General features: G+C 39.1%; 17 protein-coding genes. 9 read left to right on the top strand and 8 right to left on the bottom strand.

Annotated features, from left to right (window positions below):
• Positions 1 to 286: 286 nt before the first annotated feature.
• The 7 genes from XM47_RS01095 to XM47_RS01125 all read right to left on the bottom strand — a co-directional run bounded on the left by XM47_RS01095 (position 287) and on the right by XM47_RS01125 (position 8575).
• Positions 287 to 3418: an efflux RND transporter permease subunit gene (locus tag XM47_RS01095; protein ID WP_048688411.1), complete on the bottom strand. Its 3132-nt coding sequence runs from the start codon at positions 3416 to 3418 to the stop codon at positions 287 to 289.
• Positions 3419 to 3463: 45 nt separating this feature from the next.
• Positions 3464 to 4510: a permuted SH3 domain-containing protein gene (locus tag XM47_RS01100; RefSeq protein ID WP_048688414.1), complete on the bottom strand. Its 1047-nt coding sequence runs from the start codon at positions 4508 to 4510 to the stop codon at positions 3464 to 3466.
• Complete coding sequence (locus tag XM47_RS01105; RefSeq protein ID WP_078061796.1) at positions 4510 to 5850, bottom strand: TolC family protein; 1341 nt, start codon at positions 5848 to 5850, stop codon at positions 4510 to 4512. The genes XM47_RS01100 and XM47_RS01105 overlap by 1 nt, the downstream gene beginning before the upstream one ends.
• 69 nt (positions 5851 to 5919) lie before the next feature.
• Complete coding sequence (locus XM47_RS01110; RefSeq protein ID WP_048688417.1) at positions 5920 to 6270, bottom strand: hypothetical protein; 351 nt, start codon at positions 6268 to 6270, stop codon at positions 5920 to 5922.
• A gap of 46 nt (positions 6271 to 6316) precedes the next feature.
• A complete protein-coding gene (locus tag XM47_RS01115; RefSeq protein ID WP_048688420.1) occupies positions 6317 to 7213 on the bottom strand; it encodes a cation diffusion facilitator family transporter in 897 nt (298 codons plus the stop codon).
• Positions 7206 to 7934, bottom strand: coding sequence for a transglutaminase-like domain-containing protein (locus XM47_RS01120; RefSeq protein ID WP_048688422.1), 729 nt, complete (start codon positions 7932 to 7934; stop codon positions 7206 to 7208). Before XM47_RS01120 ends, XM47_RS01115 begins: the two co-directional genes overlap by 8 nt.
• An 11-nt stretch (positions 7935 to 7945) precedes the next feature.
• Positions 7946 to 8575: a cation efflux transmembrane domain-containing protein gene (locus tag XM47_RS01125; protein ID WP_048688424.1), complete on the bottom strand. Its 630-nt coding sequence runs from the start codon at positions 8573 to 8575 to the stop codon at positions 7946 to 7948.
• Positions 8576 to 8657: 82 nt separating this feature from the next.
• On the opposite strand from XM47_RS01125, the gene cadR reads away from it, so the two are divergent.
• The gene (gene cadR, locus XM47_RS01130) at positions 8658 to 9053 is read left to right on the top strand and encodes a Cd(II)/Pb(II)-responsive transcriptional regulator (RefSeq protein WP_048688426.1); all 396 of its coding nucleotides are present in this window, start codon (positions 8658 to 8660) and stop codon (positions 9051 to 9053) included.
• Positions 9054 to 9144: 91 nt separating this feature from the next.
• Here the strand turns inward: cadR and XM47_RS01135 are convergent, their stop codons facing one another.
• The gene (locus XM47_RS01135; protein WP_048688429.1) at positions 9145 to 9552 is read right to left on the bottom strand and encodes a hypothetical protein; all 408 of its coding nucleotides are present in this window, start codon (positions 9550 to 9552) and stop codon (positions 9145 to 9147) included.
• A gap of 125 nt (positions 9553 to 9677) precedes the next feature.
• On the opposite strand from XM47_RS01135, the gene XM47_RS01140 reads away from it, so the two are divergent.
• From XM47_RS01140 to XM47_RS01175, 8 genes are all read left to right on the top strand, one after another.
• Positions 9678 to 9884 (top strand): helix-turn-helix domain-containing protein, encoded by a 207-nt coding sequence (locus XM47_RS01140; protein WP_048688431.1) that lies wholly within the window; start codon positions 9678 to 9680, stop codon positions 9882 to 9884.
• 585 nt (positions 9885 to 10469) lie between these two features.
• Positions 10470 to 10850, top strand: coding sequence for a hypothetical protein (locus tag XM47_RS01145; protein ID WP_048688432.1), 381 nt, complete (start codon positions 10470 to 10472; stop codon positions 10848 to 10850).
• A gap of 107 nt (positions 10851 to 10957) precedes the next feature.
• Complete coding sequence (locus tag XM47_RS01150; protein WP_048688435.1) at positions 10958 to 11455, top strand: DUF411 domain-containing protein; 498 nt, start codon at positions 10958 to 10960, stop codon at positions 11453 to 11455.
• Positions 11455 to 12882, top strand: coding sequence for a TolC family protein (locus tag XM47_RS01155; RefSeq protein WP_048688437.1), 1428 nt, complete (start codon positions 11455 to 11457; stop codon positions 12880 to 12882). The genes XM47_RS01150 and XM47_RS01155 overlap by 1 nt, the downstream gene beginning before the upstream one ends.
• Positions 12882 to 14654, top strand: a complete 1773-nt coding sequence (locus XM47_RS01160; RefSeq protein WP_048688439.1) for an efflux RND transporter periplasmic adaptor subunit — start codon at positions 12882 to 12884, stop codon at positions 14652 to 14654. Before XM47_RS01155 ends, XM47_RS01160 begins: the two co-directional genes overlap by 1 nt.
• 14 nt (positions 14655 to 14668) lie before the next feature.
• Positions 14669 to 17848: an efflux RND transporter permease subunit gene (locus tag XM47_RS01165; RefSeq protein WP_048688443.1), complete on the top strand. Its 3180-nt coding sequence runs from the start codon at positions 14669 to 14671 to the stop codon at positions 17846 to 17848.
• 54 nt (positions 17849 to 17902) lie between these two features.
• Entirely contained in the window at positions 17903 to 18250 is a 348-nt protein-coding gene (locus XM47_RS01170) for a copper resistance CopC family protein (RefSeq protein WP_048688445.1), read from the top strand.
• Between the two features lie 18 nt (positions 18251 to 18268).
• Positions 18269 to 19153, top strand: coding sequence for a copper resistance D family protein (locus XM47_RS01175; RefSeq protein WP_048688447.1), 885 nt, complete (start codon positions 18269 to 18271; stop codon positions 19151 to 19153).
• Positions 19154 to 19161 lie beyond the last annotated feature (8 nt).

Raw genomic sequence — 19161 nt, forward strand, 5'->3', positions numbered from 1 at the left:
ATATCGATTTTAAGCTCTATTTCACTACAAATTTGTTGATCAGAATGTCAAAGACAACGCTGCTCATAAGCCGTGGAGTTGTCACAAAGCTCCTCCGGGTGCAAGCTGGGAAAATAAGCAAGCTCACAAAGAGCTTGCTCAGTTAATAACTTAGATGCTTTAAATCTCTTATCGGTAGGGTAATTTACACTTTCCCAATTGAATGACCCTTTAAAAAAATGTGTTCAAAAGTCATTCAAAATTGGGAAGCCTATCGGCTATCAACCAAATAGGTTGCAGGGTTATCTTAATTGTTAGTTTTACTATCAACTAGCTTAAAGTGGCTATAAACAATCTTATAAAGCACAGGTAAAACAACTAATGTAAGTAGTGTTGAAGATATAATACCACCAATAACTACCGTAGCTAATGGTCGTTGTACTTCTGCACCAGTTCCTACATTTAGTGCCATTGGAATAAAGCCCAAACTTGCCACTAGAGCTGTCATTAATACAGGCCTTAATCTCACCGTTGCCCCTTCAACAATTGAGTTTATCAATTCTCCTGTTTCTTGGAGTCGCTGTTTTATAAATGACAACATGACAAGCCCATTTAATACTGCAATTCCTGAAAGGGCGATAAAACCAACTGCCGCTGAAATTGATAGTGGCATATCTCTAAACCACAATGCCAGAATTCCGCCTGTCAATGCTAAAGGCACACCGCTAAAAATGATGAGAGCATCTTTCACTGAGCTAAATGCGACAACCAGTAACGTCAAGATTACAAATAATGTTACGGGAACTACGATCGTCAAGCGTTGCGTCGCACTTTCAAGTTGTTCAAACGTACCACCATATTCAAGCCAGTAGCCTGCGGGTAAATTAACATTTTGTTGAATTTTTTGTTGGGCCTCTTGTACAAATGAACCTAAGTCTCGCTCCCTAACATTTGCAGTAACAACGATTCGGCGCTTACCATTTTCACGGCTTATCTGGCTTGGAACTGTTGTATAGCTAAGAGTTGCTACTTCTTCAACAGGAACAAACTCTCCATTTGGAGTGGTTATTGGCAATTTTCCAAGTTGGGCTAATTCAGTTCTAATTAGTTCTGGATACCTAATAATAATCTCAAACCGACGATCTCCTTCAAAAATGAGGCCTGTATTTTCACCTGACATTACAGTTTTCAACCAATATTGCAGATCCGAAACATCTAACCCATATAGGGCTAATGCTTCCGGTTTAGGGTTGACAGTAAAGATAGGAATATCATCAACTTGCTCTAATCGCGCGTCAGCAACTCCTGATATGGTATTGAGCGTACTTAGAACCTCTTGAGCCGAAGTGACTAATTGGTCTAAATCATCTCCATACAACTTAATGCCTACATCAGCTCTTACGCCACTAATTAGCTCGTTAAACCGCATCTGGATCGGTTGTGTAAATTCATAATTATTACCTGGGATTAAACTTAATCCCTTTTCCAGTTTTTCGACAAAATCAGCTTTAGTTGAACTAGGATCCGGCCACTGGTCTCTTGGTTTTAATATTAAAAACGTATCGGTCACATTGGGGGGCATCGCATCTGTAGCTACTTCAGCGGTTCCAGTTTTTGAAAATACAGTCAGAACTTCCTCATACTCCATTATTTTCTGTTCTAGAACTTTCTGCATTTCCATGGCTTGATCAATACCGGTACCCGGAATACGCATCGCATGAAGCGCAATATCTCCTTCATTAAGTTGCGGAACAAATTCCGAGCCTAATTTGCTCCCCAGAAAAAAACTAAAGCCAACAAGTATTACTGCACTACTTACAACGAGCCAGCGTAGTTTTAAAGCCCACTTCAACACGGGGCGATATACTGTTTTAGCACCAATGATAATCGGACTTTCTTTTTCGCTGATTTTACCTTTCAAGAACAAAGCAACAGCCGCGGGTACGAGCGTGAAGGTAAATACCATTGCAGATAATAGAGCGATGATGACAGTTGCAGCCATTGGGTGAAACATCTTCCCTTCCACACCAGTTAAGGTGAATAAAGGCACATAGACGATAGTGATGATTAATACGCCAAAAACACTAGGACGTATGACTTCATTACTGGCTGAATAAACAATATCTAAACGTTCTTTAATCGATATTTTATTTCCATTGCGCTTTTGATTTTCTGCTAAGCGTCGAATGCAATTTTCAACTATGATGACTGCGCCATCAACAATTAAGCCAAAATCTAACGCGCCTAAACTCATTAAGTTTGCAGAGACTTTGGTTTGAACCATACCAGTAATGGTTGCCAACATGGCAAGAGGGATGACTGCTGCTGTGATTAAGGCCGCCCTTATGTTTCCGAGAAGGGCAAACAGGACAAAAATGACCAGTAAAGCACCTTCTATCAGGTTTTTCTGTACCGTATTTATGGCTTTATCCACTAATGTCGTCCTGTCGTATAACGAAACTATTGACACACCCTCAGGTAAGCTAGGTTGGATATCTCTAATTTTATCCCCAACGGCTAACGCAACAGAGCGAGAGTTTTCGCCCACGAGCATCATTGCTGTACCAATCACGCTTTCGTTGCCTTCCTGAGACGCTGCACCTGTTCTCAACTCTTTACCTATGGCAACTTCAGCTACATCTTTAACTTTGACAATTGCTCCGTCATCGGTCCTTACAATGACGTTCTGAATGTCTTCAATCGTTTCTAATTGAGCTTGAGAACGAACAAGTATTTGCTGCCCATTGTTTTCAACAAAGCCCGCTCCTTGATTTGCATTGTTTCGCATTACTGCATTAGAGAGTGCTTTATTGGTTACGCCATAATGCAACATCTTTAATGGATCGGGGTTGATGTGGTATTGTTTCTTGTAACCACCAATCGCGTTGATCTCTGTTATTCCTTTAACTAATGCAAGTTGCGGTTTTACGACCCAATCATGGATCTCCCTTAATGCCATTGCATCGTATGGTAATCCATTTTTCTGTTTTGCATTTTCATCGGCACTAACACTATACATGTATATTTCACCAAGCCCTGTCGCAATGGGGCCCATTTCGGGTTCAATACCAGAAGGTAATTGTTCTTTAATCGAGCCAAGCCGCTCATTTATCAGGTTTCTCGCAAAATACAGATCTGTACCTTCTTCAAAAACAACCGTAACTTGAGAAAGCCCGTAACGAGATAGTGAGCGAGTGTAAGCAAGCTTGGGTAAACCAGATAAACCTGTTTCGACTAAAAAGGTAATTCTTTGCTCTGTTTCTAATGGAGAGTAACCTTGCGCTTGCGTGTTTATTTGAACTTGTACATTCGTAATATCCGGTACAGCATCAATAGGTAGCTTTTGATAATTCCACATCCCCAAAGCAATAATTATCAGTGCCATTAATAGCATTGTTCCGCGTCTACGGATGGATAAATCTAAAATCCAGGTGATCATACGCACACCTCAAGTAGGTCAACAATAAAATACTTGGAAAAAGAATTAATGATCATGTCCAGCCTCCGATTTTTTTAAGTCGGCAACAAGTAAATAACTGTTTTGACTAACAACTGTTTCACCAGCGCTTAATCCATCGATAACTTCGACATTGGTAGAGTCTGATGCGCCAGTTGTAATGGTTCGTGGATGGTATTGGTTTTGCTCTTTGATGAAGACCACTGTATTACCCTCAAATTCTTGAATAGCTTCTTTTGGTACTATGATTTTTGAAGAAACTAAATTGGTAGTAACGCGGGCTTGCACGGCAGCACCAATAGGCCATTTATTAGATTTGTTGACAATTTTCGAAAATGCGAGTGAATAGGGTTTATTCTCTAAAGATGGGGTTAAATAGCTAATTTGGGCTTGTTGTTCAACTTCTGTGGTATGAATAACGACCTTTTGCTTTGGGGTAATCATATCCATCTGACTTGGGAACACTGCTAATCTAGCCCATACTAAGTCAAAGTTGGCGATTGTAAGTAAGCTTTGACCATTCGTAAGCTCACCAACATTGGCTTGTCTTGCAATAACTCGTCCAGAGTATGGCGCTTTAACAGAATAATGATTTAAGCTTTCATTGGACTCAACCACTATAAGCGTTTCACCTTTTTTAACTTCATCTCCGATATTCGCATGTATCTCCTTAATAACGCCATTAAAGCGTGCTTGGACTTCTGAAATGGAGGACGGGTCTGCTACAATTTTTCCGTATAAAATTGCCTCTTCTCGAATATCACCACCAGTGGCAGTGATTGTTTTGATACCATTTTTATTTGCTATTTCAACTGACAAAGATACAAACTCGTCTTCGTGACCATCTTCGTGACCATCTTCGTGACCATCTTCGTGACCATCTTCGTGACCATCTTCGTGACCATCTTCGTGACCATCTTCGTGACCATCTTGATATTGCTCACTTTGATTAGAATCATGAATATGTTCATGGCCTTCTTCAGCGGAAATCGTAACTGAAGTAAAGCCCATCATCACAATTAGCGCTAAGTTAAATAGGCTCGTTGGGAGCTCAAAAATTTTATTCTTTTTCATTAGTAATTCTCGATAATATTGGAAAGTTGGGCATCAGCCTTACTTGGAAAATAAGAGGAAATTAAAGGAATGCCAGATAGTGCTTCAATTGATGCAATTTGCTTATGAATTTCACTTGCTGAAAAAATAAGTGCGTATTGCATCTCTATGAGTTCTTCTTGCGAAGAGATTAATTCAAGATAGCTGAAGCGCCCCTCTGAATAGCCTTGCTGTACTAACTCCAACGCCTTTTCTTGTGGAGGAATAATGTAGGACCGTAAAGACTCAACCCTGAGTTGGGCTTCTTCCTGAGCTGAAAATAGACTTGTGAGCTGACTATAAATCGCTCGAATACTGGATTGTTTTTGTTGCTCAATCTCGTCTAGCTTGGCTTTTTGTGATTGATAGCTCCCTTTATTTCTATTCTCTGTGAAGAGGGGCATACTAAATCCTGCTACTAATGCAGTGTCATTGCTTCCTTCAAACCGTTTTATACCGGCACTCCAAGAAATATCAGCGTAGTTTTGGGTCTTACTTTGCTGCAGTTGAGCTTGCTGAATTCTAGATTGTTCTGCATAAGCCATAATATGCGGGCTTTGAGATAGCTGCTCCATGATGTAGTCGAGAGAATTTACTTTCGGGAATGCAAACAAATCTCCGGATACGCGAGAAAATCGCGGTGATTGTTCGCCCCACATAATGGCTAATTTACGCAGGCTTGCTTTAAACTGCTTAGTAATTGTTAAAGTTTCTAACCTAGCAAGCGCAAGAGCAGCTTCAGCTCTTTTTAGTTCCGAAGACGGAGTAGAGCCTACCCTAACTCTTTTTGAGACCGTTTGATAAGTTTGTTGGGCTAATTTTTCAGCATTTTTATTGACAAGCATAATCTGCTGCAAAGTTAAAACATCGATATATCTTTTAGTTACTTCACCTAATATTCCTAATGTTTGTATCTTTTTGTCGACAGTCAAAGCCTGTTTTTGTGAATTAACCAAGCGTTTCCTACTATTAACTTTATCACCAAATTCTATTACTGATGAGATTGTTAATGTCATCTCTGAATTACTAAGTCCAGATACCTCACCTGTGCCAGCAAAGTTTTCTAATTCAGCCCCTACACTGTATTCAGGTTTCAACCCTGCGGTAATTAACTCACCTTCTAAACTTTTATATTTATAATCAAAAACACTTAACTGTGGGTTATTGGCAAGTGTTCTTTGTATTGCATTTGATAATGAAATTGTATCAATTGATAATTCATTAGCTAATGCGGTGGTGGTTGTCACCATTAATGACAACGTAAGCAACCGTGTCGTTTTCTTCAAAACACAGACGGAAGCCTTAAAATAAGACCAATTCATATTTTATCCTGTTTATTTTATGAAATGAGCGCAGGCTTAATAACCAAGCGCGCCAAGTAAATAAAAGGATTATTTTTTAGGGGGACGAAGCAGCTTGCTAGAGGGACTTTCGATTACTGAATTTTGGTAAATGAATGAGTGAGTATGTTTAAAAACAAATAATTGATGCAAATAAGCATGTGGCGCACCTTGCACATGTGAGCCATTACAATGACCGCAATGGTGGCAATCTGCTGGGTTATGCAATCCATCCTCTGCTATTTCGTATGAGCTTTGGTTATCATCTAGAGCGTGGACGTGGGTAGTTTGAAGATGCTCTGGATCAAGCATATGAAAATCGACTGATTTTGCCACAGCAGAAAGCGACTGAAGTAAAATCAGCACTATCATTATGTATTTAGAAAATCGGTTAATATTCATTTTTTTATTATATCTCTTTGCTTAATTTATACTAACACTATTTTGTTTAGTTTGCGTCACGGCATTGTTCATCTAAAAACTCTATCTCTATCGTAGTATGAGCGAACTCAAACCCTTCAAGTTCGTCTGATAATTCCTTCTTGTACACTTTTAATTGTTGGTTTGATACATCTGTATTTAGAGCAATATGTGCAGTTAACACGTTATTTTCACCATCTAACGACCAAATATGCAAATGATGTACTTCACCTACAATATCTTTCGATAATATTTTTATTTTAATGTTTTCAATCAGTTCAAGGTCGGGCGCTGCTTGCAAAAATAGTAATATTGTTGATTTTAATGTCCGCGCAACATTAAACAAAATAAATAAAGTGAAGCAAATTGATAGAATAGGATCGAGGATAGGCCAATCAACAAACATCAATACAATTGAAACAATAAAAATTGCTATCCAACCTAAAACATCTTCTAACAAATGCCAGTTTAACACTCTCTCATTAAGTGATTTTCCATGGCTTAGTTTATACGCAGCGTACCCATTTACTGTCATACCAAAAATCGCGAGTAAAAACATACCTTCGACATGTGGCATTTCTGGCTCTGCCAATCTAGGTATAGCCTCTATTAAGATAAAAATGGAACCAACTGATAAAACTAGACCATTAATTAACGCACCAAGTAAAGAAAACCGCTTGTAACCGTATGAAAACCGGTTAGTCGCAGGTTTGTTACTCAGTTTATTTAATCCCCATGCGGCACCGATTGAAAAACTATCGCCTAAATCATGGATAGCGTCAGCCATAATTGCAGTGCTATTAGTCAGCCAACCCCCAATAAACTCAATTATAGTAAAAGTCAAGTTCAGAAAAAAAGCCCAGCCTATGCGCTTGGATGCCTCATCATGGTGTAGATGAGTATGATTGTGAGTGTGGTTATGCATGCTGTACCTCTGCAATTATTGCTTTTGCCCTGAGTCTTCGCACATTCCAATTAATAATATGCCTGATCATTTTTTGATATGCCCAACGTCGGATACCCGATAAGTTTGTTCCTCGCTCAGCGTAAAATGCATCAGGTGAATCATAAATTCCAAAGTCGTCATGTATTCCTTCTTTTTGAATATAGGTATCCTTACCGGTCCAATCTGTTTCTGGCTTTTCTAAGCATTTTGTTGCGATACCGTACCCGCAAAAACTTTCTTTTGTTTGACTAAATTTAGATTGGATTGAATTCAGGTAAGGTCCGTCAAGAATAAACCCTTCTAAATTTATCCACTTATCTTCAAAATACACTTCAACCCAACTATGGATAATGTATTTAGGTGCTAGCCAAAAAACATAACTTGGAATAGCGCCTTTTTGTAGTTGCTGGTCTATCGTGAATCCATGGAAACGACATTGAATACCAAGTGCTCTTAAAAGGGCCACTAATAGGTTTCCTTTGGTATTACACTGCCCGTAGCCATCTAATAAAACCTCACTGGCAGCAATATCATCACTTTGGTTGTAGCCGAACTTGACTTCGTCTTTTACAAAAGTATAAACGGCCCCTATTTTGTTGTAATCATCGAGGAGTTTCCAGTTGCGCAGTAAAATCAATGATTGGATATTGTTATTTTTAAAATCTAATATTTTTGTGGCTGATAAGTAATTTGGGTTCATTTGAATAGCCTTTACGAACATGATTCTGATCGATTAGCACCGCAACTATTTTTAGTCTTTTTAGCGTCAGTAATAATTAAATATGACCCTCTTATTATTAAAATCGCAATTAGGCTACCAATTAAAATATCAGGCCAACGTGATTCAAGCCACATCACTAATATACCTGCAGCAATTACGCCTAAATTGGCAATCACATCATTAGCTGAAAATATCCAGCTTGCTCGCATATGGACCTCACCGTTATTGTGTTTTCTAATTAAAACTAAACAAATAATATTGGCAACTAATGCTATGAACCCCATACCGATCATAAACCATGAACTTGGCTCTGCAGAGCCAAATAATCTTCGAATTATGTCAAAGGTAATTAGTAACCCGAGCGCTAATTGAAAATAGCCACTAATAAGAGCAGCATTTGCTTTATGAATTAATGAACGACTTACTGCATATAGGGCGATGATATAGACTATGGCATCAGCTAACATATCTATTGAATCGGCTATCAGCGCCGTTGAATTGGCAATCAAACCCACTGAAATCTCAACCAAGAACATGACCACATTGATTCCAAGCAACCAATAAAGTACATGTTTTTGCTGAGTATCTTTTAACTCAACTTCACAGCCACATCCACTCATAATTGACCCCTTTATATTTAGCTTTATTCTTTAACTATAAAGTCTATACTTGGTATAGGGTCAAGGGCAGGGTTAAATAATTATGAAAATAGGCGACATAGCAGAAATAACAGGTTGTAGCATTCAGACAATACGATTTTATGAGCGAAAAAAATTACTACCAGAACCTACTCGAACCGATGCGAATTATCGTTTATATGATCAAAACGCTATAGAAAGGTTAACCTTTATAAAACAATGTCGAGCGCATGATATGTCCATTCAGGAAATATCATTGTTGTTAGCAAATAAGGAAATGCCAGAAGAAAGCTGTGACAGTGTTAATGCAATTATCGATGAGCATTTGCAACAGATTACTGTCAAAATTGAGGAGCTTATTGCCCTTAAGAAAAGCTTAAAGCAAATGGTAAATTCATGCTCTTCAAACCGCAAAATTAAAGATTGCGGAATATTGTCTAACTTAACTAAGTTGGATTAGTGCGTTACAGGATCCATTCCAAACTTTAACCATAACATTTGACTTAGTAATTTAATCCATCTAAGTCATATGACTAAAAAATATGTACATTTTAGTCATTTATATAATGAGTATTGTCTTTAGTTAGCGCATTGTACTCGTTAGCTAAAATGAAAATCCAAGGTGTTTTGCTTTCGATTTTTACACGTTTAAGAGGATGATTATTATTTGAAATATTCCTCATGATGCTCGTTAAATTTCGTTTGAACACACTGGGCTTCATTTTAAGGTAGCTTAAATTATTAATTTGAAGGGCTTGTTGGTTTTTGACTCGTTCAATGTTTAAAACATCGTCTAACTGCCATCCCATATCTGCTAATAAACTATCTGGCAAGGGTAAAATATAGTCACCATTTTCATCTGTTTCTATATCAACTGTAAAAAACAAACTTGATTCAAAAGTGACAATTGACGGTTTAAAGTTTTTAGGGAGTGACTTTGGACGTTTTATTTTTAACATATGAAGTTCCTTAAATTTTATTGGTGATCAAAATGGTGATTGAAAAGCAGCAATAAGCTGCTGACGAAAATTACCCAGTATATCCATATAAGCCAGATTCTGATTAAAACACTGAGATTCTTAAAATGAAAGATTTAGCTCAACGATTAGGTGCCAATATTCGTGAAAAAAGAAAAGAGATAGGTTTGGCTCAAGATAAGTTAGCAGAATTCGCCGACATGGATAGAAGCTATATCGGCCGAATTGAAAGAGGTCAGATGAATATTACAAAAGAGAAGCTTTATGCACTTGCAAAAGTGTTGGGTTGTCACGCGAAAGAGTTATTACCTTGAAGTTATTTATCTTCTTCCTCTTTGACTTACAGCAACTTGCACCGTTTAATATCTGCAAGCGTTTCGTTCAGAATTGACATTTTCCTTTTCGACTAACTTTAAATATCAATAATAAGATAATTATCCTTTTATCGGATAATCTAGTATAAAATTACACACTCTTTGAGTAAGCCATGTAAGCAGAGTTAACTCAATTGAAAATTGCTATAATGAAGAACCGAAAATCAACTCACTTTTGAAGCGAACATCGGATTAACAGTTCAGTAAAATCAAAAAGCGCATTGTGTTTGATTTTTCGCTTTTGGCACGCAGTAGACAAAGAAACAAACCTGTACTGTTACATTTGCTCCTATTGAGAAACAAAATTTTATAGAAAAATACATCTCAACATAGTTTGTGGTGATTGTAATAATAAGTTTATTTCTGATTTAATCGTTGTGTAGTTTAGTTATCGACTAAGCGATAATTTACATTTACCTCGCTGAAAAAATCGATATCAAATAATCATAAATACATATTTGATATCGATTTACTTATTCAAAAAATTAAATTATCATACTCACTGTATGTTTGTAAGAGAATTTTATGTCTAAAGCATTTTCAAAAGTCTTAGTAATAACGCTTATTATGGTTGCCTTTGTTGGGCAAACATTTGCGTATTCTGCTATGTCTTGTGAAATGCCACCTGGTTCTCACGAGTCACATATGAATATGGAACATTCTAATATGGGTCATCATGAAGGAATGAATCATGGTGAAATGACAAAAAGCAGCAATGCTCAAACTGAAGATTGTTGTACTTTAGAATGCGTTTGTCCGGCAAACGCTTGTACTTCTAAGACAATGTTAATTTCTAGTGTTGACTTAACGTACATTCAGGTGCTAAGTGAATCTGTAGCAACACTTAAATCTAAACAGCCTCATTCAATTTCAACTTCCCTTTATCGTCCACCGATTTTTGCCTAATACAGGATTAGTGCGCCCAAATTTTGCGCACATGTAATTAATTTTTCTGTTATTCAATATAGCGTCGTAGCGCTATAGATATTTTCCAGCGATGTCTGGGGGCAAAAATGATCAATAAGTATTTAAAAATAGCAGTTGTAATGCTGCTTTCACCTGCGTTTGCAAACGCTAATGAACATAACCATGCAGACAATCACGACGTAACACCTTTGGAGTTAATCGTTTATAAAACCCCTACTTGTGGGTGTTGTAAAAAATGGATAACTCATATTGAAGACGAAGGGATTGTTGCGCACTCCAAAGATTTTCGAAACATCAGCAATATCAAAACTAAGTATGGTATCAAGCCTAATTATCGCTCCTGCCACACGGCAGTGAGTAGAAACGGATTTGCCTTTGAAGGTCACGTGCCTGCTAAATTTATTCAGCAGTTCTTATCAGAAGAGCACCCGAATGCGATTGGGCTTTCAGTTCCAGCAATGCCAGTTGGCTCTCCCGGTATGGAAGTCGGTGACCGCTTTATGCCATACAACGTGTTAATTCTATTTAAAGATGGAACGAGCAAAGTGTACGCAAAAATTAAGAAATACGAGGAGCAATTCTAATGAAATTGAACGCTTCAAACCTTACGTCACTTTCAACTGCGCTACTGCTCGGCTTATCTGTATTCTCTGTTCAAGCTGAGAAAGTAGTGTCACTTGAACAAGCTATCACCTTAGCTCAGCAAAATGATCCTTGGCTTCATGGTAGCCGATTGAAACAAAGTGCGGTTGAAAATAGAAGTATTGCTTCAGGTACTTTGCCTGATCCGAGAGTATCGCTAGGGATAATGAATTTACCAACAGATACTTGGGATTTAGATCAGGAAGGAATGACTCAGCTAAAGGTTGGCGTCTCTCAAATGTTTCCGAGAGGCGATAGCCTAGAGATTAAACAAAGCCAGTTAAAAATTGAGTCAACGAAATTTCCTCTGTTACGTGATGATCGTAAAGCCAAGTTAAAAAGCCAAGTGTCACAGCTTTGGCTAGATGCTTACTTAGCCCAACAGACTATTAAATTGATAGAAGAAGATTGGTCGCTATTTGAGCAGATAGCGGAAGTGGCTAAAGCTAGCTACTCAAACGTTGTTGGTAAAACCAGACAGCAAGATGTTATTCGTGCTCAGTTGGAAATCGTGCAGTTAGATGACAGATTAACTTCGCAAAAACAGAAACTGGAAACGTCAATCGCTCGCCTCAATGAGTGGCTTCATATTTACGATGCAGACCGCTTGAATGAATCATTCAACTTTGATGCGCAACCATTAGAGTTTAGGGTTTCAAAAAAATTGCCAGCAATTACTCTGAATAATCCAGCAGTCCTAAAAGTATCTAATTACTCAAGAAATCTATTGGCTCAGGAACTTGCGAATCATCCAGCCATACTTGCAATTGATGTAAAACGCAAAGCTTCAGAAAAAGGAATTGAGTTAGCCAAACAGCAATATGAGCCGCAATGGGGTGTTAATGCAAGTTATGCCTATCGTGACAATATGCCTTCTGGTGATAGCAGATCTGACCTATTTTCTGTTGGCGTAACGTTTGATTTGCCGTTGTTCACTGAGAATAGACAAGATAAGCAAGTTGCAGCTTCTATTGCTGAGTCAGAGGCTATTAAAACAGAGAAACTCTTGCTGACAAAGCAAATGATCAGTGCGGTAGAAAAAGAGCTTAGACAGTTTAAACGCTTATCAGATAGACAATCTATCTATCAAGAACAACTCCTTAAACAAACTCATGACCAAGCGGAAGCGTCATTGACGGCTTACACAAATGATGATGGCGATTTTTCCGAAGTTGTTCGAGCAAGAATCGCAGAATTAAATGCCAGAATATCAGCCTTAAGAATTGATGTTGACGCACTTAAAACAGTTGCTCGCATCAACTATTTCTTTGCGCATTCTCAATCAAACTCAATTGCTGAACATAAGTCGATGCACACTTCGCACAAAATGAATCAGCACTTATCCAGTCCGCAATTTGGAGAAAAATAATGTCAACGAATACTAAAACACCAAATTTGAAACTAGTAGCCGCCATCATTATTGGGGCAGCACTAGGTGCTGGAGCATTAAGTTTATATCAAGGTACAGGTTCAAGCGGTAATGGCAATGAAGCTACATCAGCAGAGAAAAAACCGCTGTATTGGGTTGCACCGATGGATGCTAATTACCGCCGGGACAAGCCCGGGAAGTCGCCTATGGGGATGGATTTAATTCCCGTGTATGAGGAAGAATCATCTGGTGATGACTTTGGCCCCGGAGCAGTAAAAATTGCGCCTCATGTAGTGAATAACCTTGGGGTTCGGACTGCTCCTGTGGAGCTGAAAAATATGCATACCGAAATCTCAACGGTAGGTTACGTTCAATATGATGAAGATAGGCTAATTCATATCCATCCTCGTGTGGACGGTTGGATTGAAAAACTCTATGTAAAAGCAGCGGGTAACATTGTAGAAAAAGGACAACCGTTATACACCCTATATTCTCCACAACTTGTTAATGCACAAGAAGAACTGCTGATTGCTTTAAGGCGCAACAACAGTTCGTTAATTAGCGCATCAAAGGATCGTTTGAAAGCGTTACAATTATCATCGCGGTTTATCAAAGAGTTAGAAGAAAAACAAAAAGTACAACAAAACATTACTTTTTATTCCCCTCAAGCTGGTGTGATTGATGGTTTAAAAATTCGAGAAGGATCTTACGTTAAGCCGGGCAATACTTTGCTTAGTATTGGCAAACTTGATCAAGTTTGGGTTGAAGCAGAAGTTTTTGAACGTGATGCCGCACTAATTAAAGAGGGCCTCCCCGTTTCAATGACACTCGATTATTTACCGGGAGAGGATTGGACCGGATTTGTTGATTATGTCTACCCCACATTGAATAGCAAAACGCGCACCTTAAGACTGCGATTGAAATTCGACAACCCAGATTACCAGCTAAAACCAAACATGTTTGCACAAGTATCTATTCACGCTAATCAAGCTGATAGCACGATACTCGTGCCTAAAGAAGCCGTCATTCGCACAGGTAAACAAGACAGAGTTGTACTTGCGTTGGGGGATGGGCAATTTAAGTCTATCGAAGTGACGATTGGCCGAGTTGATATCGAAAGTATCGAAATCTTAGACGGTCTTAGTGAAGATGATGTTGTTGTCACCTCTGCGCAATTCTTAATAGATTCCGAATCGAGTAAATCGTCAGACTTCAAACGAATGACTCATGATGAAGTGCCTAACTCTGTTTGGATGCAAGGGGATGTTAATAGTGTAATGGCTGGGCACCGCATGGTTAATATTTCACATGGCCCTGCTGAAGCTTGGGATTGGCCTGAAATGGTTATGGATTTTACTGTGGCTGAAAAAGTCGATTTTGACTCATTAAAGTCAGGTCAATCTCTGCACTTTGAAGTGAGTAAAACCGAAGACGGTGGATATGAAATCACTGGTATTCATATCATGAGTGAGTCTGGTGATATGAGTGAAGAAGTATCTTTTGCAACAGTATCAGGTCTAATTAATGCGATTAATGTTGATACGCGTATTCTAAATATTAGCCGAGGCCCAATAGAGAAATGGGATAGAACTGCTGCGACGATGGACTTTTTCGTCGCGGACAATATAGAAATACTTGATTTCAATGTTGGTGATAACGTCACTTTCACTTTTGAGGTGAGAGAGGATTTGGTTATCACTGAAATCTCTCTTGAATCAGATGAACAACACGGCAAGGAAAATAAGCCTGTAGTTGATCACTCGAATCATTAAGTGGGAGAAAAATAATGATTGAATCAATTATTAGATGGTCTATCGGCAATCGTTTCTTTGTTTTGTTGATTACCTTAATTGTCGCGTTTGGTGGTTTGTACTCATTACAAAAAACGCCAGTAGATGCACTCCCAGATCTTTCTGATGTGCAGGTGATAATTAAGACGAGCTATCCGGGACAGGCACCACAAGTAGTGCAAGATCAAGTGACGTTTCCCCTTACTACAGCGATGTTGTCAGTGCCGGGAGCGCAAACTGTTCGTGGTTACTCATTTTTTGGTGACTCCTACGTCTATATCATTTTTGATGATGATACTGATTTGTATTGGGCTAGAAGCAGAGTACTTGAGTACTTAAGTCAAGTAGCATCAAGCCTGCCTGATTCGGCAAAACCACAATTAGGACCTGATGCGACAGGTGTGGGTTGGGTATACATCTACGCTTTAACAGATAAGTCTGGAAACCATGATCTAAGCCAATTAAGAAGTATTCAAGACTGGTTTTTAAAGTATGAACTACAAACTGTTCCGGGCGTGTCTGAGGTTTCCGCCGTTGGCGGTATGGTTAAGCAATATCAGGTACAAGTCGATCCCGACAAGCTCAGAGCTTATAACGTGCCGTTAAGTCATATCCAAATGGCACTTAAACGAGGCAATAAAGAAACTGGCGCATCTGTTGTGGAAATGGCGGAAGCTGAATATATGGTTACTGCTACGGGATATATTCAATCAGTTGGAGACATAGAGAAAATTCCACTTGGTATTAACGAGCAAGGCACGCCATTGCGTATTGGTGATGTTGCTACCGTTAATTTAGGGCCTCAAATGCGCCGTGGTATAGCAGAGCTTAATGGTGAAGGCGAAGTTGTAGGCGGTGTTGTCGTTATGCGCTTTGGTGAAAATGCCCAACAAACCATAAACGGTGTAAAAGAAAAACTTGAGTCGCTTAAATCTTCTCTACCAGAGGGGGTGGAGATTGTCCCTGTCTATGACAGATCGAAGTTAATAGATCGTGCTGTTGATAATCTTTGGAGCAAGTTGCTAGAGGAGCTTGCAGTCGTTGCTATTGTCTGTGTTGCTTTCCTATTTCATCTTCGCTCATCAATTGTAGCTGTTGTCACTCTGCCATTAGGTATCTTGGTGTCGTTCATCATCATGTATATGCAAGGCATCAATGCCAATATTATGTCTTTAGGTGGTATCGCTATTGCGATCGGTGCGATGACTGATGGCGCAATAGTGATGATTGAAAATATGCATAAACATATGGAGGCTCTTAATAAAAAGGGAATACCACTAACAGATGAAAACCGCTGGCAAATTGTAGCTAAGGCTGCGAGTGAGGTAGGCCCTGCATTATTTTTTAGCTTGCTGATCATAACTGTCTCATTCTTACCTGTGTTTATCTTAGAAGCGCAAGAAGGCAGAATGTTTTCACCGCTCGCCTATACAAAAACCTATGCAATGGCGGCATCAGCAGGCTTGGCGATCACATTGGTGCCTGTTTTGATGGGCTACTTTATTCGAGGCAAAGTTGTTTCTGAAAAGAAAAACCCGTTAAACCGATTATTGATTGCTATCTACATGCCTGTTTTAAAGCAAGTAATGAGGTTTCCAAAATCGACAATAGTAGCAGCAGTATTAGTGACTATCGTTGGCTTTTGGCCTGTCGATAAAATCGGTAGTGAATTTATTCCACCGTTGGATGAAGGCGATCTCATGTATATGCCTACTACTTATCCCGGTATTTCAATTGGTAAAGCAAGAGAGTTATTACAGCAAACAGACAAGCTTATTCGCACTGTGCCAGAAGTTGAAACTGTATTTGGTAAAGTAGGAAGAGCTGAAACTGCAACCGATCCTGCACCTTTAACCATGATTGAAACCTTTATTCAATTGAAGCCACAAGAGCAGTGGCGAGAAGGTGTGACTACTGAATCGTTAAAAGCTGAGTTTGATAAATTAGTTAAGTTTCCGGGCTTAACAAATGCTTGGGTTATGCCAATCAAGACCCGAATCGACATGTTAGCTACAGGCATAAAAACGCCTGTGGGTATTAAAGTCGCCGGACCAGAGCTTGATGTGATTCAGGAAATCGGCCAACAAATAGAGCAAATTTTACCCAAAGTTACAGGCACAGCATCAGTTTACTCTGAGCGAGTTGCAGGTGGCCGATATATCAAGGTTGATATTTCACGCGATAAGGCAAGTCGCTTTGGGTTAAATATCGAAGATGTTCAACAAGTGGTTTCTACAGCGATTGGTGGTATGAACGTTACCCAAACGGTAGAAGGTCAAGAGCGTTACCCTGTTAACTTACGTTATCCGCAGGATTATCGTGATTCTCCAGAGCAGCTTGCAAGGTTGCCAGTTGTAACACCAAATGGACAACGCATTGCATTAGGTGATGTCGCAGATATCCGAGTAGAAAATGGTCCGCCGGGGATTAAGAGTGAAAATGCTCGATTAAATGGCTGGACGTTTATCGATATAGACGGTGTTGACGTAGGTACTTATGTTGAAAGTGCAAAAATACACTTGGCTAATAATCTAAAACTACCAGCAGGTTATTCAATTACTTGGGCTGGGCAATACGAATATATGGAAAGAGCGAAAGAAAAGCTCACCTATGTATTGCCTTTAACACTCGCCATTATTGTTATTCTACTTTACTTGAACTTCAGAGCGTTTAGCGAAGTGGCTATCATCATCGTGACTTTGCCGATGGCAATGATTGGTGGCTTATGGTTGATGTATCTAGAAGGATTTAACTTCTCTGTGGCTGTTGGCGTGGGCTTTATTGCGCTGGCTGGTGTTGCTGTTGAGATTGGCGTGATAATGCTGGTTTATCTCAATCAAGCACTTGCTGAGCTGAAGGAAAAAGCCGAAGAGCGAGCTGAACCCATCTCAGATGATGCATATCAAGATGCATTATTGAACGGTGCTGGCTTACGTGTCCGTCCAGTAATGATGACGGTAGCCACAATCATTATCGGTTTAATGCCTATTTTATATGGTACAGGTACAGGCTCTGAGGTAATGAGTCGTATTGCTGCACCAATGGTAGGAGGCATGACAAGTGCTGTGCTACTCACTCTTATTGTGCTCCCAGTAATTTACTCAATCGTTAAAAAGCCAGAATTAAACGCCTTTAACAAGGAGCTTTCTAAGGCGGAGCTAAAAAGTAATGCTTAGCGAAGTTAAGAAAATCATAAATAGCAATTTCAATAAACTAAAATAGAGGTAAATATGAAAAAATTAATTAAATTTTTGACCGTAATCAGTGTCGTTTTTAGTAGTGCGGTATTTGCGCATGTGCATCTTGAAAAAAGTGTACCTGCTGATAATGCCATGCTGATGAAGACTCCAGAGAAATTAGCATTGACCTTTAGTAAAGAGGTACGCGTAGTCAAAGTTACTTTGCAAAGCAAAAAAGGTGAAAAGGTTAAATTTGGGTTCAAGCCATCAAAAGAAGCCTCCAGTGAATTTACATGGAAACTACCTAAGTTAGCTCCTGCAAACTATGTCGTTGATGTGACCTTCTTAGGTAAAGATGGGCATAAAATGAAAGATAGCTTCAGCTTTATGGTCCACTAATCTAACGGAGTGATTGTTATGGAAATGTATATCTGGAATACAGTTATTGTACTGTCAAAAATTGTATTTTACGTCGGCTTTGCCTGTATTGCTGGGTATACATTTTTCAGGCAAATTTTTGAGCATATTGAACCTCATAATAATGCTGTAATAGCGAACTTAACGTGGACAAGAACTTATATAGTTATGGCTTTGATCGCTAATATTATTTGGTTCTTTGCCAGTACTGGTGCGATGGCAGAAGAAGGTATTCAAGGAGCGCTAGACGCTGATATGTTGGCTATTATGTGGGACTCATCTGTCGGCACTGGTGCTTTGCTTCGTGGACTTGGGTTAGTTATCGCAATAATCGCTTTAGCTTTCAAACTAATTCAACGCTACAAATGCTTAAAGCAAAGTGTTTTAGTGTTTAGTTTAACTATCCTAGCTTATTCCTTCACTGTGCTGGGCCATGTTTCTGAGTTAGGCGTAATTGAAAAAGGCTTTCTGATGTTTCACGTGCTAGTTATGGCGTGGTGGTTTGGAGCGTTATGGCCACTAAAACGAGCTTGCTCACAACTAAGTTATACAGAACTTCATTTACTGATGGAAAGCTTTGGTAAACAAGCAAGTTTTGCAGTGAGCTTATTGTTGCTAGCAGGTCTCTGGCTCGTGATTCAATTAGTCGGAAGTGTTGAAGAACTGTTTAGTTCAAGCTATGGGCAAACACTGTTACTTAAATTAGCTCTCGTGACTTCGATATTGGGCATCGCAGCTAAGCATAAATTAAAACTCGTCCCACAACTTAAAAATAGTCAAGGCAGAGAGGCGTTATCTAAATCTATCTCGATAGAAATGGTAGTCGCTTTTGTTATTTTATTCATTACTTCAGGACTTACCAGTGTTGTTGGTACTGCAAATTAAAACCTAAA

This window comes from Catenovulum maritimum, from assembly GCF_001050375.1.
GTDB lineage: Bacteria > Pseudomonadota > Gammaproteobacteria > Enterobacterales > Alteromonadaceae > Catenovulum > Catenovulum maritimum.